Origin of the sequence: Paenibacillus rhizovicinus (assembly GCF_010365285.1) — a bacterium.
GTDB lineage: Bacteria > Bacillota > Bacilli > Paenibacillales > Paenibacillaceae > Paenibacillus_Z > Paenibacillus_Z rhizovicinus.
Genome location: NZ_CP048286.1, coordinates 2,348,707 through 2,364,678, shown reverse-complemented (window position 1 = coordinate 2,364,678; position 15,972 = coordinate 2,348,707). Strand labels below are relative to the sequence as shown.

Here is a 15,972-nt window from a genome sequence, read left to right as displayed (position 1 = left end):
GAGTGAGGGCATGGCGGAGAAAATCATCCTCCCGTTCGGCGATCCGATTTTGCGCAAAATCGCCCGGCCGGTCGAGGAAATCAATGCAAGAATCATCAAGCTGCTGGACGACATGGCTGCTACCTTATATGCCGCCGAAGGGCGGGCTGGACTTGCGGCGCCTCAGATCGGCATCCTGCGCCGGGTCGTCGTCATGGATTGCGGCGATGGCTTGATCGAGCTCATCAATCCGGAGATTCTCGAAGCGTCCGGCGAGCAGACGGGCGCGGAAGCTTGCTTATCGTATCCCGGTTACAGGGGGTTAGTGAAGCGGGCCCATACAGTAAAAGTCAGCACGTTGAACCGCGCCGGCGACACGGTCGTTATGGAGGCGGAGGGGTTCGTCGCCATCTGCATGCAGCATGAAATCGACCATCTGAACGGCATTCTCTTCATCGACCACGTGCAGGAGACGTATGTGGTGCATGAGGAGACCGGGCACCGGGTTCGGGTGATCGACGCTCAGCGGCTGAGCAGGTCGGGGTGAAGCGGATGAGGGATCGAATAGAAGCCGTCATTCGCTGTTATTTTGACCATCCGGCTGTTGATATGGATGACGTTCCGTTCGGCCTGACCAATGTGACCCGCATCGTGACGGTGGGCGGACAGCGATACGTCGTTCGTCTCTATAACCGTCATACCAAATCGGCTGCGCGTATGGCGCTCGAGATCGATATGACGTCCTACTTGGACCAAAGCAGCTTATCGGTCGGCGTGCCCGTATTTCTCCGCACGCGCGAAGGCGGCTATTACGCGGAACTGCCGGACGGGACGCTCGGCGCGATGACGACCTTCCTTGAAGGGACGGTTCCGGCGATTGCGGATGCGGACCAAGCCGAAGCCTACGGCCGCGTCGTAGGGGAAATGGTGCGGATGCTCGGCAGTTTCAGCGTGGACGAACGACGGCACACCGGCGTTTCCTTCTTGGATTGGGCAGCGCTGCATCCGTTGGCGAACCACGATACGGCGGAGCGGTTCCTGAACGATCCGCCTTTTGCCATCGCGCCTGATGCTGTCGCATTTTACAGAAATGCCGTGACCGGGCTAGTGAACAAGAAGGAACAGCTGCTCCGACTGCCCCGGCAGTTCGTTCACCACGACATCTTGATCTTCAACCTTCTGGCCGTGGACAACCGTATTTCCGGCGTGCTCGACTTCGATCTGGCATCGCTGGACGTCCGGATGATGGAGTTCTCGATTTCGCTCAACCACGTGCTTCAACTGAGCGGCGGGTCCATGGCGATGGCGGAGGCTTTCGTGAAAGGGTACGCGGCTTTCCACAGCCTTACCGAACTTGAGCTCGATCAATTGCAAGCGTTGACGCAGGCATACCACGTTGCGGTGCTGCATTTCTACATCGGACAGCATCATGCCGGCCAGGACGTCGAACAGCCCTTCGGTTACATCCTGGAGCAATTCATGACGCGTGACGCTTGGCTGGATCTGCATGGAACGGAACTGAGAAAATTGCTATCTTCCTGCGTCGTTCAATGAAAAGAAGCGTCTCCCGCGGGAGGCGCTTTTTTTGGCGAGTTCAAGCGCATGCTGGAAGGCTGCGGACAATTAAAGCGGCTGTGGATTCCGCCCGGCGACATGATCGTTATCAGCGTGCTGTCATTTTGCTCATCGGCGACGCGCTTCGAGATACGCTGGACCCGAAGCATAACAAGAAAGCATAAGAAACAGCTGAAGGCCGCTTGGCGTCCGCAAGCAAAAGGGAGCTTGAACCGCGTTGATGTGTTCGGCCGTCATGCGCCGTCGCAACGTGCACCAGGAGTCGTGCGCGGCTCCTTTGCTTTGTATTCATTAGACGATCGTTCTCTTTGAATTCATTAGACGATCGTTCTATTGGTAGCTCGCCTCCGAGCGTCCAAGCATGAATAGCGGAACGTGTGACCGCGTGGCAAAAATAAACACTTCAAATTGCCGTATAGCGGATTCTGTGTCCGGGGGGACTGTCTCTGGTACTGTCTCTGGAACTGTCTCTGGTACTGTCTCTGGTACTGTCGCCATCTCAATGGCTGACATGTTCCTTGCATACGAACAGTAAAAGCCTAAAAAAAACCTGACGCAATCATTCTACGTCAGGTTTCTGCGCATTCCGAGGAGCACCGTCAAGGCGTTCGCTCGCACTTAGCGCATCAAGTGATAAGGCACCGTCGCCACGACGACGTCTTTCTGATTGAATAGATACGCGCGGAGCAGCAAGCTGGATTGGTTATGCAGGAAGTTATGCCACCAGTGCTTCGTGATGAACTGAGGAATCAGTACCGTAATATGGTCCGTCTCCTGCGACTTCCATTCCAGCGTCTCGATGAAACGGACGAGCGGGCGGATGAAGCTGCGGTAGCTGGAACGCAGTACGACCAGGCGCACGCCGGGGTTCCATTCTTCCCATTTCTTCTCCAGCCGTTCGATCTCTTCTTCGTCGAATCCGACATAGACGGCGACGACGTTGTCCGTTAGCGACTTCGCATAGCTGATGGACTGCAGAACGACCTTCGTGATGCCGGAGACGGGCACGACGATCGTGCTGCCCTTGATCGCGGGCTTCTCCATTTCGATGTTGACCCGGAGCTCGTCGGCGGTGTTCATGTAATGCCGTTTGATCTTGTAGAAGATGAAAATGACGATCGGCAGGAAGATGAAGACCAGCCAGATCTGCGTGAACTTCGTGAAAATAAAGATCAGCGAGATGCTGAGCGTCGTCAGCATGCCGATCGTGTTGACGATTAATCCGAACACCCAGTTCTTCGGTTTAACCCGAATCCAGCGCACCATCATCCCGAGCTGCGAGAGCGTGAACGGAATGAAGACGCCGACCGCGTAGAGCGGGATCATATTCGTCGTGTCGCCGTGGAACACGATGACGAGCAGGGCCGAGAAGAAGCCGAGAAAAATAATGCCGTTCGAGAAACCGAGCCGGTCGCCGCGCACCATGAACGCATGCGGCATGTATTTATCCTTCGCCAGCATGAAGGCAAGCAGCGGGAATGCCGCATAGGCCGTATTCGCCGCCAGGAACAGGATCATGGCCGTAAGGCCTTGAATGATGTAATAGAGGATGCCTCGGCCGAAGGTGGCGTCGGTAATTTGCGACACGACGGTCTCCTTCTGTTCCGGCGCTATGCCGTACCAGTATGCCAGCAAGGAGATGCCGATGAACATAACGCCGAGAATGACGCCCATCATTATCAGCGTCGTCGCCGCGTTGCGTACTTCCGGCTTCTTGAAGTTCGGAATGGCGTTGGACACGGCCTCGACGCCGGTGAGCGCGGAACAGCCGGAACTGAAAGCTTTCAGGAGCAAGAATAAACTGATATTGGAAACAGCCGTTCCGAGTTCCGGAATGTGGCTGCTCGGGCCGTGAATGATGACTTTGATGACCCCGGCGACGATCAGCACCAATACGGCCGCCACGAACAAGTAGACGGGGTAAGCGAGGACGGAAGCGGATTCTCCGATGCCCCTTAAATTCAATACGGTCAAGAAGACGATCATGATGATCGCGATGAGCACTCGATGGTCATGCAGCGCCGGGAACGCCGACGTAATGGCGTCCGTTCCGGACGACGTGCTGACGGCGACCGTCAGGATGTAATCGACGAGCAGCGATCCGCCTGCGAGCAGTCCCGTGGAGACGCCCAGGTTATCTTTGGCTACAATATACGCGCCGCCGCCTTTGGGATAGGAGTAGATCGTTTGGCGGTACGAAAGGATCAGGATCAGCAGTAAGCCCAGCACGGCGATCGAGATCGGAATGGAGTACCATACCGCGGCAAACCCGGCCGCCATCAGCACGATCAATATCTGTTCGGTACCGTACGCGACCGAAGACAATGCATCGGACGACAGCACGGCCAGCGCCTTCAGCTTGCTCAGCCTTTCTCCTTCCAATTCGGCGCTCTTCATCGGCCGCCCAATCAATAATCGTTTAAATCGGCTAATCATGCATGGAACCTCTCTTCTCTCCACATAAGGAAATCAATGTCTGCGTGTAGAATTTCTTTTTATAATAACCGTACAGGCCAGAATTCATTATAGCAGAAATCATAACGGTTAAAAGATGTCAAACGGAATAAAAAGTAAGAAGTTGAATGGGCCTGCCTTGATGATATACTTGGTTCAACTACATATGCTGTCCTGCTTCGCGCAGGACAGGGATAACGGGAGGGATATCGATGTCGCCAGCCTTAAAATGGGACGGTCACACGCATACGAAGTTTTGCTATCACGGCAATGACGCGGAGTCGGAGAAGTATATCGACCGCGCGATCGAGCTGGGATTCCAGCGCTATTCGATCACCGAACATCCGCCGCTGCCGGACGCCTGGGTACCGGACGAGAAGCTGATGGGCGAGCTGGCCATGCCGGAAGCCGAGCTGCCGCTGTATATGGATTACGTCTCAACCATTAAACAAAAGTACGAAGGCCGAATCGAAATTACGACGGGCCTCGAGCTGGACTACCTGCAAGGAGCGCTTTCCTATACGGAAGCCATCGTAGACCGGTATCAGAACCAGCTGGAGGACGTCGTTTATTCGGTGCATTTCCTGCCCGGCCGCGGAGGCATGCGCTGCGTGGATTTCACGGCGGACGACTTCAGCGAGAACCTGCTGTCCTACTACGGCACGTTAGAGAAGGTTGTCGACGAATACTATAACCATGTGGAAGCCGCGATCGAGTGGGCGGCAGGCTTGCCGATGCGCAAGCGGATCGGACATATCAATCTGATCGAGAAGTTCTCGCAGAAGCTGCCGCCGATCGACGAGGCGCAGATCAAGCGCCGACTTGAAAATATACTGCCGAAGCTTGCGAAGAGCGGCGTCGGCATCGACGTCAACACTGCAGGGCTGCGCGTGCCGACCTGCGGCAAGCCCTATGTGCCGGAATGGTTTTTTGCCGCGTGCAAGGAACAAGGCATTCCGCTGGTTTACGGCTCCGATTCCCATCGTCCGGACCACGTCGGTTCCGGCTATGAATGGTTCGAAGCGCAGCTGCTGCGGTAAATAGAAGCTGCGGCTTCGCCAGGCTGCTGCGTCGATCCAAGCCGCCCGGCGGTCCATGGCGATGCATAGGGTTGCATGTGCGGCGCTGCAGCCGATTTTTTGCAGATCAAGATGCATGTCATGTATCTCGAGCGTATAGATAAACAAAGGCGAATGCGGAGGCAGTCCTGCTCCGGGCCGACTTCTAGAGAAGGAATGAGGCAGAATGGCAACGTCCGTGGCGCAAGTATACGACCCGAGCATTTGGCACATCAGTTATTGGGAATTAACGCTCCGGCTGGTCCTCGCGCTGGCGTTGGGAGGCCTGATCGGATTGGAGCGCGAGCTGGGCGGACATTCCGCGGGATTCCGGACGCATATTCTCGTCTGCCTGGGCTCCGCCGCGATCGTGCTGCTGTCCATGTACGGGTTTGCGGAGTTTTCCTCGGATCCCAACGTCCGGCTTGACCCGGCCCGGCTTGCGGCGCAGGTCATAAGCGGAATCGGATTTCTCGGAGCGGGCACGATCCTGCGCACCGGTATTACCGTGTCCGGCTTGACGACGGCGGCTTCCCTCTGGGTCGTGGCCGCGATCGGGCTGACGGCCGGCGCGGGCTTCTACTACGGCGCTGCCGTCTTGACGTTTCTCGTCGTCGTCAGTCTCTTCGTATTGAATAAGCTGGAGCGGAAGTTCTCGGTGACGAAGCGAAAGCGGGACCTCGTGCTGCGCGTCAACAAGGATTCCTCGAGCCTTAGCAAAGTCGTGACGGAGCTGCACCGGTTCGGCATCGGAATCAATAAAATCATCGTGGAGAACGAGGAAACGGAAGTGACGGAACGCGCGGAGATGCTGATTGTCCGGCTTCAGCTGAAGCTCGGGCCGTCCAAGCGTTTCGAGGACGTCATCGTCTCGCTTGCGGCGATCGAAGGCGTATTCGGGCTGGAAGCGGGCGTGGATTCGTTATAGGCTAGCCGTAGGGTGCGCGATACTGGGCGACCCAGTGTGTTGCAAATGGATGCGTCGCCAGGCGACCAAGCTGACATTGGACGTTGGGAACTTCACAGGGCTCAGGCTCGAGAAGGAAGCGCTAACGAATCGAATCGCGCAAAGAGATTCGGCTCTAGCGAACCGTGAACCGTACAAAGGGATCCTGCGCTAGCGAAACGCGAACCGTACAATTGGGATTCTGCGCTAGCGAAACGCGAACCGTACAAGTGGGATTCTGCGCTAGCGGACCGCGAATCGTACAAGTGGGATTCTGCGCTAGCGGACCGCGAACCGTACGAAAGGATCCTGCGCTAGCGAACCGTAAACCGTACAGGTGGGATTCTGCGCTAGGGAAACGTGAACCGTACAAATGGGATCCTGGGCTAATGAACCGTGAACCGTACAAAGGGAATCCTGCGCTAGCGAACGTGAACCGTACAAACGAACTCTGCGCTAACGAACCGTACAAACCTTATTTTCGGCTTTTACGGACGTTTCGGTTTCTAACGAATCCTACACGCGCTATTGATAGCCATCGCATCCGTTTTGGTCGATATTCACTCGATTTCGTTGCAATAAGGTTTCTGGGGTTCGTTAGAATTCATTTGGGCGTTAAAATCGCCGAATAACGCTTATTGGGTTCGTTACAGTATGCAGGTCGAGGTGGGGCGGTTCGGGATCGGCCGAGTCAGTTCGGAGTCGGTTGGGTTGGTAGAATCAGGTCGGAGTCGTTCGGAGGCAGGTCGGTTCAGGATCGATCGAATCAGGATGGAGTCGGATCGGTAGCAGGTAGTTTCAGGACCGGCCGAATCAGGTCGCAGTCGGTTCGGACGCGAGGCTTTTCTGGATTGGTCGAATCGGTGTGGGGGCGGCCGAGTCAGGTAAGAGTTCGTCGGAGGCGCGGCGGTTCGGAGGCAAGTCGGTTCGGGTTGGTCGAATCAGGTCGGAGCCAGTTCAGGAGCGAGGCCGTCGAGTCGATTCGAGATCAACCGAATCAGGTCGCTGTCGGTTCGGAGGCAAGTCGCTTCGGGAGCGGCCGAATCAGGTCGGAGGCGAGGCCGTTCGGTTTGGTCGAGTCCGTTCGGTTTTGGTCGAGCCGGTTCAGGATCGGTCGAGTCAGGTCGGAGTCCGTTCGGAAGCGAAGCGGTTCGGTTTTGGTCGAGTCCGTTCGCTTCGGAGGCAGGTCCGTTCAAGGGCAAGTCGCCCCTGTCCCTGCACCGGCCGTTCGACCCGCGAGCTAGAAGTCGCATTGCGACGATTGCAGTAGTCAATTTTGCCGGAGGGGAAGCGGTTATCGGGATGGAACATGCATTGCATTACCGTAAAGACGGAACGTTTACGATCGTACAATTCACGGATCTGCATTGGCAGAACGGCGAGCCGGACGACTTGCAGACCCGCGGGCTGATGGAACAAGTACTGGATGCGGAATCGCCCGATCTCGTCTTGTTCACGGGAGACGTCATCTACAGCCAGAATTGCACGGATCCGCGGCAATCGTTCCGCGACGCCGTTCAGGCCGTCGATCAGCGGGGCATTCCGTGGGCGGCGGTGTTCGGCAATCACGACACGGAGCATCTGGTCACGCGCGGCGAACTGATGGATGTACAGTTGGAGCACCGGTTCTGCTTCGCGGAGGCGGGACCGCCGGAATTGAGCGGCGAAGGGAATTTCATCTTGTTCGTGCGCGACCAGGAGAGCGGCAAGCCCGTCAACGCGCTCTATCTGTTCGACAGCGGAAGCTATTCCGATCTGCCGCAAATCACGGGCTACCAGTGGATCCAGCGCGACCAGATCGCGTGGTATGCCGAGCGGTCCGCTGCGATCACGGCCGCGAACGGCGGAGAGCCGCTGCCGTCGCTGGCCTTCTTCCACATCCCGCTGCCGGAGTATAAGCAGGTATGGAAGAAGGAGCTTTGCTTCGGCAGCAAGCATGAAGGCGTCGCCTGTGCGCCGGTGAACTCGGGCATGTTCGCCGCCATGCTGGAGATGGGCGATATCGTCGGCACGTTCTGCGGCCATGATCACGTGAACGATTATTGGGGCGCCCTGCACGATATCCGTCTGTGCTATGGACGGGCGACCGGGTTCCAGACGTACGGGCGCGAAGGGTTTCCGCGCGGCGCGCGCGTCATTAAGCTGGAGCGGGACGCGAGGGACTTCACGACCTATGTGCGCTTGGACGGCGGGGCCGTCATTCGGGAGCCGAAGGAGCATTATCCGAAAGGAATGGAATCATAAGCCAGCCTCGAATCATAAGGTTCGATTCATAAGGCTCAGATCCTAAAGCTCGATTCTCTGATCTCGTATCGAATCCTAAGGCTCGAATCGCCGATTCCGGGCGCCGGACGCCTCTCCCCCCAGGGCGAGGTTGTTCGGCGCTCTTTATTTGTGCTACGCTTAAGATCGAAGCGCGAACAAGGAGCATGAGGCGATGAAACAGATTTTGGTTACCGGATACAAAGCTTCCGAGCTCGGCATATTCTCCGACAAGCATCCGGGCGTTGCCATTATCAAGAAAGCGCTCAAGCAGCGGCTGCAGGCTCTTGTCGAAGAAGGACTGGAATGGGTGATCGTAAGCGGACAATGGGGTGTTGAGCTGTGGGCTGCAGAAGTCGCTTTGGAGCTTAGAGCTGAGTATGGTTCGTTGCGCTTGGCGGTCATTACGCCTTTTCTGGAACAGGAAGAGAACTGGAGCGAGCAGAAGAAGGCGGTTTACGGCACCATTCTTTCCGGCGCGGATTATGTTAATAGTGTCTCCAAGCAGAAATACGCAGGACCTTGGCAGTTCAAGGCGCGCGACCGTTTTCTGCTGGACAACACGGAAGGACTGCTGCTCATTTATGATGAGGAACAGGAAGGATCGCCCCGGTTTCTGCTCGAGCTTGCGCGCAGGCATGCCGAATTGGTCCCCGATTATGCCATCATAGCGATCAACGGCCAGGACCTGCAAAATATCGCCGAGGAAGAACAGTACCACGACTACGATTAAAAAGGAGTGTTCAGCACTATGCCCCAACTCACGATGCGAGGCGTCAACATCACGGAAGTCATGAAGATCAGTACGGCGCTCATAGACGAACTCGCGCAAATTTGCCGGTGCAGCAGGGACAATTTCACCATCGACTGCCTCTCTACGACTTCGATCCAAGACGGAGCGATCGTTCCGACATTTCCTTTCGTCGAGGTGGCCTGGTTCGACCGCCCGCGGGACATTCAGGACGGCGTTGCCAATGCCATAACGAATCACCTGCTGACGACCGGCATCACGGAAGTCGAGGTCGCTTTCAAAGTGTATCGGGAAACGCACTATTACGCCAACGGACAGCCGTTCATGGTGAAAGCCGGTCCGCCGGTGTTTGACTGAGGCGTTTCTGCCGGAACAGGCGGGGCGGATCGCCCTGCTCCCGTTTGAACAAGGTGCTGAACTGGGCATCGTTCGAGAAGCCGCATTCCTCCGCGATGGCGGTGACGGACAACGTACTGTGCAGCAGCAGATGGCTTGCCCGCTGAATGCGTTTATTCAGCAGGTAAGCGATCGGCGAACGGCCGAATTTCGTTTTGAACAAATGCCTGAAGTGATGATAGCTGTACCCCACCATCTCCGCCAGTTCCTCCACCGTAATCTTCTGGTTGAAATTCTCGTCGATAAAGGCCCGCGCATAGTGCAAATGGTCCGCCGATTCTTTGAATGCGCTTACTTGCGCATGCCGCTGATGCTCGATGACGATCATGCTGAGCAGGTAGTTTAATTTGTCAGGATAATACGGCCGCTGCTCCTGCATCTCGGTGAGCATCGCTTGCAAGAGCTGCTGCAAAGGCTTGTCCTCCCTGTCCTCGAACAGCCCTTCTTGAAGCTGCGTTTCTTTGCCCGTCAAACGGAAGCCGGCGCATGTCACGTCCGTATCCTCCGTCCTCCGCTCGTCATGCAGGGTGCCTGCGGCAATGATGGCATACGCGCCAGGCTTGTACGCATGCGCCTCGTCGAGGAGGCAGGTCGTGCCCGTTCCCTCGTTATAGTAAACCAGCTCGTAGCACGTGTGCCCATGCATCGGCATATAAGAATCCGCGAGCCGGACCGTTTGAAATAGAAATTCCATCTGCGCGTGCATCTGCCTTCTCCTCCCCGCTGATCATCCTAGCCAAATCATATAAACTTATAGCCATATCGTTATACAACCTATCGAAGTATCCATTGTAAAATGAGCATGAACATCAGGGTAATGCCATTGTTCGAATAACCAAATCATAAAAGATTTATAGCCGCTAAACAAGCGGAGTTTGTGCTGGCTTCCCATATCAAACTTATAAAGGATGGATCAACCATGGTGAACTTCCCGGTCATTTCAGAGCAGCAAATGGTACAGCGGCTTGCCCACCCTAAGCGTAAGGTCCGGATGGTGCTGGACACCGATACGTACAACGAAATCGACGATCAATTCGCTGTCATTTACGCGTTGAAGTCCCCTGAGAACATGACGATCGAAGCCTTCTATGCGGCACCGTTCTTTAATGAGCTTTCGACAGGGCCGAAGGACGGCATGGAGAAGAGCTACGACGAGTTGCTCAAAATCTCTTCCCTCATTCCGGAAATGGATGGCATTCCGGTCTACCGCGGATCGGAAGGTTATCTGCCAGGAGCGGAAACGCCGGTCGAAAGCGCCGCTGCCCGGAATCTCGTGGAGCGGGCGATGGCCTCGTCCGAGGACGATCCGCTATACGTCGTGGCGATCGGCGCAATCACGAACGTCGCGTCCGCGATTCTGATGGAGCCCCGCATCATTGAGCGGATCGTCGTCGTTTGGCTGGGCGGACATGCCCTGCATTGGCGGGATACGCGGGAGTTCAACCTGAGCCAGGACGTGCATGCTTCGCGCATCATCCTGAACAGCGGCGTGCCGCTCGTGCTCATTCCGGTCATGGGCGTGACCTCGCATCTGCTCACGACGCTGTCGGAGGTCGAGACGCACATCAAGGAGAAAGGTGCAGTCGGCCAATATTTGTACGAGACGTTCCGCGACTGCAGCAGCGACCATTACGCGTATTCCCGCGTCATTTGGGACATCTCGACGATCGCGTATTTGAATAACGAGAACTGGCTGTCGAGCTCGCTCGTGCACAGCCCCGTGCTGTCGGAGGATTGCCGCTGGAGCTTCGACAATTCGCGCCACTTCATCCGCTACGTGGACCATATCCACCGGGACAGCGTGTTCAGGGACTTGTTCCGCAAGCTGTAAGACTTAAGCGATGCGCCATAAGCCGCAGGCAGACCGATTTTCCAGGTCGATTCTGGAAGATCGGTCTTTTTGTGGTCGTTGGCCGCATCCTTATCGCTTCCATTGCGTATGAACAGATAACTTAATCCTTGGAAGGAAGCGATGCACGATGGCGGATACTTCTCTCGACCGCTTGGCGGAAGCGAAGGAACGTAAATACAGAATGGAGAAGGCGCAGCGGAGGCAGCAGCAATTGCGCAGCCGGATCAACGAGAATGAACGGCTTATTATCAAGCTGGAGGTAGAGCTGGAGGCGGAGCAGGCTGACGTCGATAAACTAACCCGCATGTCGCTGACCAACTTGTTTCACACGCTGCTTCGCAGCAAGGAGGAACAGCTGGAGATGGAACGGCAGCAGGCGCTGGCCGCCGCGCTGAAGCTGCAGGAGGCGAAGGAAGCCGAAGAGCGAATGAAGGCCGAAATCATCAGCCTCGGCGATGAGCTTGCCGCTTGCGGCAATGCGGAATGGGAGTATGAGCGGCTGCTGCGCGAGAGAGAAGAAGAGCTCCGAAATTCGTCTGCCAGCGCCAATGAGCTCGCGGGTATGGATACGGAAATTGCCAACAAGTCGGTCCAGGTCAAGGAAATCCGCGAAGCGCTGTCGGCCGGGCAGCATGTACTGATGTCGCTTGAAGGGGCATCGAAGAGTCTGGAGAAGGCGGAGAACTGGGGCAACTGGGATCTGTGGGGCGGCGGAGGCATGATCAGCACCCACATCAAGCACGAGCATGTCGATGATGCGAAGTCGGCGATCCGCGAAGCGAATCACTTGATGCGGAACTTCCGGGACGAATTGGCCGACATTGAGCGTACGATCGATATTTACGTCGACATTAGCGGCCTCATGAAGTTCGGCGATTATTGGTTCGACGGCCTGATCGTGGACTGGGTCGTGCAGAAACGGATCCAAAGCGCGCAGGATCAGACGCTGGAAGCGATCCATCAGGTTAGAACCGTCGTGAATAAATTGAAGTCGGAGCTCACGATCGCGGAGTCGGCGCTGGCCGGCTTGAAATCAACGCGCATTGGTTGGATCGAACAACAGCAGGTGTAACCGGCTGTATGACGTATAGAAGCAATAAGCTTGCCGTGGAGTATCGCGGCAGGCTTTTTTGGCGTGCGCATTATTAAGCATAGCGGCAAAAAATTAAATGAGTTTGTCGGATACCCGACATTTATTATGGGCTGGACTATGATATCATCCTTATATCGCATCAGAATAGTCGGAATAAAACTGGCACAGGATTTCAGAACAGGTTGAGGTGGATGAGGCCATGGGTGAACGGGGCGATCAGCAAGATTTTCAAGAGACAGGAGATTTTCAGGACACGGACGATGTGAAAGAAACCGTTGCGAATTTGTTCCGCGAGCATGGCACGGTGCGGACTTATCGCAAACACGAGTTTGTTTTTCAGGAGAATGATCCGCCATCCGCCGCGCATTACGTAGAGACCGGACTGATCAAGATCTCTCAATCCTCCCAGGAAGGGCAGGGGATTACCTTGTTCCTGCGTTATCCTGGCGAGATGTTCGGCAACGCGGAGCTGCTTACCCGAATTCTTCGCAGGCGATATGCCCAGTGTTTGACGGAAAGTCAGGTCATTACGCTGGACGCGCGCCTTTTTCAGGAATTGGCCAGGAGCAACTCCGCCTTCTCTTATGCGCTTGCTGTCATCACCGCGCGCAGGCTGCTGCAAACGCAGAATATGGTCGAAACGCTGATCAGCCGTCCGGTGGCTTGGCGGTTAGCCTGGTTTCTGATGCAGATGGGCAGGGAACAGAACGACCAGATCGAAGTGCAGCTTCAGCTCAGCCACGAGGAAATTTCCTATGTGATCGGCTGCAGCCGGCAGACCGTCACCGAAATCCTGAACAAGTGGCGGGAGAAAGCACTCATCACGTATACGAAGAAGCAAATCGTTATTCATCATCCAAGTCGTTTCTTCTCGGTCCTATGACCGTGTTCGCAGCTAGAAGGGGGAATCGCCATGATCGAAGTCAAGCAAGTCAGCAAAGCTTTCGCCCAGACGAAAAAAACGGCGTACCAAGCGCTGGACCTGGTTTCTTTCACGATCAACAAGGGGGAATTCGTATCGCTGCTCGGTCCTTCCGGATGCGGCAAGTCGACCCTCTTGAACCTGGTCGCCGGTTTTGAAACGGCCTATGACGGGGAGATCCGAGTGAACGGAGAGCCGGTTAAAGGCCCCGGCGCGGGGAAGGTCGTCGTGTTTCAGGAGCATGGCTTGTTTCCATGGCTGAATGTGCTGGACAATGTTGCTTTCGGCTTGAAGCAGCAGGGCATTCCGAAGAAAGAACGGCATGAACGGGCACTCGAGCAAATCAAGTCGGTACACTTAAGCAAATTCGTCGACCGTTATCCGCACGAGCTCTCCGGAGGCATGAAACAACGGGTAGCCATTGCGCGGGCGCTCGTCATGGAGCCGGACATTCTGCTGATGGATGAACCGTTCGCGGCGCTGGACGAACAGACCCGGTATATTTTGCAAAAGGATTTGGAAGACATCTGGCTGCGGACGCGGAAGACCGTGCTGTTCATCACCCACAATATTCGAGAGGCGGTTATTCTATCCGATCGCGTGCTGGTCATGTCGACGCAACCGGGCAGAATCAAGCAGGAGTTCGTCATTCAAGCGGCCAGACCGCATCATGCGGGGGACGCGATGATCCATCATTACGAGAATCGTATCATGGAGACGCTCTCGGAGGAGCTGGAGAAGGTCGTCAGAGAGGAGATAGGCCATGACTATCGTATTGCGAAGAACGCTGTTCCTGATCTTCCTGATCGTAATCTGGGAATTGGGATATAGAATCTTCGGCTGGGGCTGGAAATTCCCTTCTCCGCTGCAGACGCTGCAGGCGTTCTATGACGGATTCGCGGAAGGGCATTTGCTCGGATCGATCACCGCGAGCATGCGCAGGCTGCTCGTATCGTTCGCGATATCGATCGTGCTCGGAACGGGACTCGGCTTCCTGTTCGCGCGTTACCGCTACTTCGATGAAACCTTCGGCTTCCTGGTCGTTGCGCTGCAGACGGTGCCGAGCATCGCTTGGCTGCCCTTCGCCATCATTTGGTTCGGATTGAACGATACGTCCGTCATCTTCATCACGACGATCGGAGCGACGTGGACGATGTCCATGGCCAGCCGGACCGGCATCATGCAAATTTCGAAGATCCATATCCGGGCCGCGCAAATGATGGGGACGATCAACGGGTTCAAGCTCTTCTATCAAGTGCTCGTGCCGGCCGCGTTCCCGCACTTGATCACCGGCGTTCGGGTAGCATGGGCATTCGCATGGCGCGCCTTGACGGCGGGCGAGCTGATCGGAAGGGGGCTGGGCCTCGGCCAGACGCTGCAGGACAGCCGGGACATCGGCGATACCGCGACGATCCTGTGCGTCGTCATCATCATCGCGGTCATCGGCACGATATCCGATTATTTCTGTTTCAAACGGCTGGAGGACGGCATTATGGTCCGCTTCGGATTGCAGGCGGCGAAGAAGTAATGGCAAACAAAGAGAGAAGGACAAAACGGAGCGAGCGATCGGAACAACGATCCGCACGCGCAGCGGCGTTCTCCTTATACGATGAGATGGGGGATGACAAATGAGAAAAGCAATCATTTTGCTCAGCGTATGGCTCGGTTTAACGGGGATGCTGTCCGCTTGCGGCTCCAACGACAGCAAAGCGGCTTCCTCCGATGCGCAGGTGACCGTTAAGATCGGGATTTTGAAGAACGTCACGCATGCTCCCGGCTTCATCGCCTTGAAGAACGGCTATTTCCAAGATGAATTCGGCAAGAACGCGACGATCGAGGTAACGGCGTTCGATAATGGTTCCGACTTCTCTACGGCGATGGCGACGAATCAGATCGATATCGGCTACGTCGGACCGGGCCCGGCCATCAACCAATATTTGAAAAGCAGCAACTTCCGCGTCATCGCGGGCTCCAACAACGGCGGCGCGGTTCTGATCGCGGGCAAGGATGCAGGCATCGAATCCGTGAAGGATCTGGTCGGCAAGACGGTCGCCGTTCCGACGAAGGGCAGCACGAACGAAATTTCCCTGCGCCTGCTGCTGCAGCAGGAAGGGCTGAAAGTGACGGCGGATAAATCCGGCGTCCAGATTATTACCCGGGCACCGGCAGACACGCTTGTCGCCATGCGCCAGAAGGAAGTCGACGCGACGCTTATTCCGGAGCCGTGGGGCACGCAGATGGTGGAAGAGGGAACGGGCAAGGTGCTGGTCGATTGGGACAAAATCCCGCCGAACGACGGCAATTATCCGCTCACGATTCTGATGGCCAGCGATAAATTCCTGAAGAATCATCGCGATCTCGCCAAGGGGGCGATCAAGGCCAACGAGGAAGCGATCGACTACATCAAGCAAAATCCGGATAAATCCTACGGGCTGATCAGCGAGGAGCTGAAGGAACTCAGCGGCAAAGGGATGGATGCGAAGCTGATCAAGGCGGCGCTGGACCATCTGAATTTGACCGAGGACATCGAGTTGGACGTCATCGAGACAATGGCTCACGTATCCTTCGAAGCGGGCTACATCAAGGGGATCAAGGACGAGGGTCAGGTGGATTTAAGCAAGTTCATCGATTCTTCGCTGCTGGATGAAGTGAAGCAGGACAAATAACCATACATGGAAGATGCG

16 protein-coding genes are annotated in these 15,972 nt (G+C 56.0%); 14 read left to right on the top strand and 2 right to left on the bottom strand.

The window, feature by feature from the left end:
• Nucleotides 1-10 precede the first annotated feature (10 nt).
• Genes def through GZH47_RS10745 form a run of 3 tightly spaced genes read left to right on the top strand, consistent with a single transcriptional unit; the run spans nucleotide 11 to nucleotide 1,866 of the window.
• Nucleotides 11-526: a peptide deformylase gene (gene def / locus GZH47_RS10755; protein ID WP_162640096.1), complete on the top strand. Its 516-nt coding sequence runs from the start codon at nucleotides 11-13 to the stop codon at nucleotides 524-526.
• Nucleotides 527-531: 5 nt separating this feature from the next.
• On the top strand, nucleotides 532-1,533 hold the full coding sequence (locus tag GZH47_RS10750) for a phosphotransferase enzyme family protein (RefSeq protein WP_162640095.1): 1,002 nt from the start codon (nucleotides 532-534) through the stop codon (nucleotides 1,531-1,533).
• Nucleotides 1,534-1,581: 48 nt separating this feature from the next.
• Nucleotides 1,582-1,866 carry a hypothetical protein gene (locus GZH47_RS10745; RefSeq protein ID WP_162640094.1) on the top strand — a complete coding sequence of 95 codons (285 nt, stop codon included), beginning with the start codon at nucleotides 1,582-1,584 and terminating at the stop codon, nucleotides 1,864-1,866.
• Between the two features lie 306 nt (nucleotides 1,867-2,172).
• Here the strand turns inward: GZH47_RS10745 and GZH47_RS10740 are convergent, their stop codons facing one another.
• Entirely contained in the window at nucleotides 2,173-3,990 is a 1,818-nt protein-coding gene (locus GZH47_RS10740; protein ID WP_162640093.1) for an APC family permease, read from the bottom strand.
• A 230-nt stretch (nucleotides 3,991-4,220) separates the two neighbouring features.
• Here GZH47_RS10740 and hisJ point away from each other — a divergent pair, with 230 nt between their 5' ends.
• The 5 genes from hisJ (at nucleotide 4,221) to GZH47_RS10715 (ending at nucleotide 9,382) form a co-directional block, all read left to right on the top strand.
• Nucleotides 4,221-5,048 carry a histidinol-phosphatase HisJ gene (gene hisJ / locus GZH47_RS10735; protein ID WP_162640092.1) on the top strand — a complete coding sequence of 276 codons (828 nt, stop codon included), beginning with the start codon at nucleotides 4,221-4,223 and terminating at the stop codon, nucleotides 5,046-5,048.
• 205 nt (nucleotides 5,049-5,253) lie between these two features.
• The gene (locus tag GZH47_RS10730; RefSeq protein WP_162640091.1) at nucleotides 5,254-5,994 is read left to right on the top strand and encodes an MgtC/SapB family protein; all 741 of its coding nucleotides are present in this window, start codon (nucleotides 5,254-5,256) and stop codon (nucleotides 5,992-5,994) included.
• A 1,320-nt stretch (nucleotides 5,995-7,314) separates the two neighbouring features.
• Nucleotides 7,315-8,256 (top strand): metallophosphoesterase family protein, encoded by a 942-nt coding sequence (locus GZH47_RS10725; RefSeq protein WP_162640090.1) that lies wholly within the window; start codon nucleotides 7,315-7,317, stop codon nucleotides 8,254-8,256.
• Nucleotides 8,257-8,449: 193 nt separating this feature from the next.
• The gene (locus GZH47_RS10720) at nucleotides 8,450-9,007 is read left to right on the top strand and encodes an SLOG family protein (protein WP_162640089.1); all 558 of its coding nucleotides are present in this window, start codon (nucleotides 8,450-8,452) and stop codon (nucleotides 9,005-9,007) included.
• Between the two features lie 18 nt (nucleotides 9,008-9,025).
• Nucleotides 9,026-9,382, top strand: a complete 357-nt coding sequence (locus GZH47_RS10715; protein WP_162640088.1) for a DUF1904 family protein — start codon at nucleotides 9,026-9,028, stop codon at nucleotides 9,380-9,382.
• Here GZH47_RS10715 and GZH47_RS10710 read toward each other — a convergent pair.
• Nucleotides 9,348-10,127, bottom strand: a complete 780-nt coding sequence (locus tag GZH47_RS10710; protein WP_162640087.1) for an AraC family transcriptional regulator — start codon at nucleotides 10,125-10,127, stop codon at nucleotides 9,348-9,350. The two genes, GZH47_RS10715 and GZH47_RS10710, sit on opposite strands and share 35 nt — an antisense overlap.
• 213 nt (nucleotides 10,128-10,340) lie before the next feature.
• Here GZH47_RS10710 and GZH47_RS10705 point away from each other — a divergent pair, with 213 nt between their 5' ends.
• The 6 genes from GZH47_RS10705 (at nucleotide 10,341) to GZH47_RS10680 (ending at nucleotide 15,954) form a co-directional block, all read left to right on the top strand.
• A complete protein-coding gene (locus GZH47_RS10705) occupies nucleotides 10,341-11,252 on the top strand; it encodes a nucleoside hydrolase (RefSeq protein ID WP_162640086.1) in 912 nt (303 codons plus the stop codon).
• 148 nt (nucleotides 11,253-11,400) lie between these two features.
• Entirely contained in the window at nucleotides 11,401-12,345 is a 945-nt protein-coding gene (locus tag GZH47_RS10700) for a hypothetical protein (RefSeq protein ID WP_162640085.1), read from the top strand.
• A gap of 220 nt (nucleotides 12,346-12,565) precedes the next feature.
• Nucleotides 12,566-13,249: a Crp/Fnr family transcriptional regulator gene (locus GZH47_RS10695; RefSeq protein WP_162640084.1), complete on the top strand. Its 684-nt coding sequence runs from the start codon at nucleotides 12,566-12,568 to the stop codon at nucleotides 13,247-13,249.
• 30 nt (nucleotides 13,250-13,279) lie between these two features.
• Nucleotides 13,280-14,119 (top strand): ABC transporter ATP-binding protein, encoded by an 840-nt coding sequence (locus GZH47_RS10690; RefSeq protein WP_162640083.1) that lies wholly within the window; start codon nucleotides 13,280-13,282, stop codon nucleotides 14,117-14,119.
• The gene (locus tag GZH47_RS10685; RefSeq protein WP_225446438.1) at nucleotides 14,052-14,816 is read left to right on the top strand and encodes an ABC transporter permease; all 765 of its coding nucleotides are present in this window, start codon (nucleotides 14,052-14,054) and stop codon (nucleotides 14,814-14,816) included. Before GZH47_RS10690 ends, GZH47_RS10685 begins: the two co-directional genes overlap by 68 nt.
• A gap of 100 nt (nucleotides 14,817-14,916) precedes the next feature.
• Nucleotides 14,917-15,954 (top strand): ABC transporter substrate-binding protein, encoded by a 1,038-nt coding sequence (locus tag GZH47_RS10680; protein WP_162640082.1) that lies wholly within the window; start codon nucleotides 14,917-14,919, stop codon nucleotides 15,952-15,954.
• Nucleotides 15,955-15,972 lie beyond the last annotated feature (18 nt).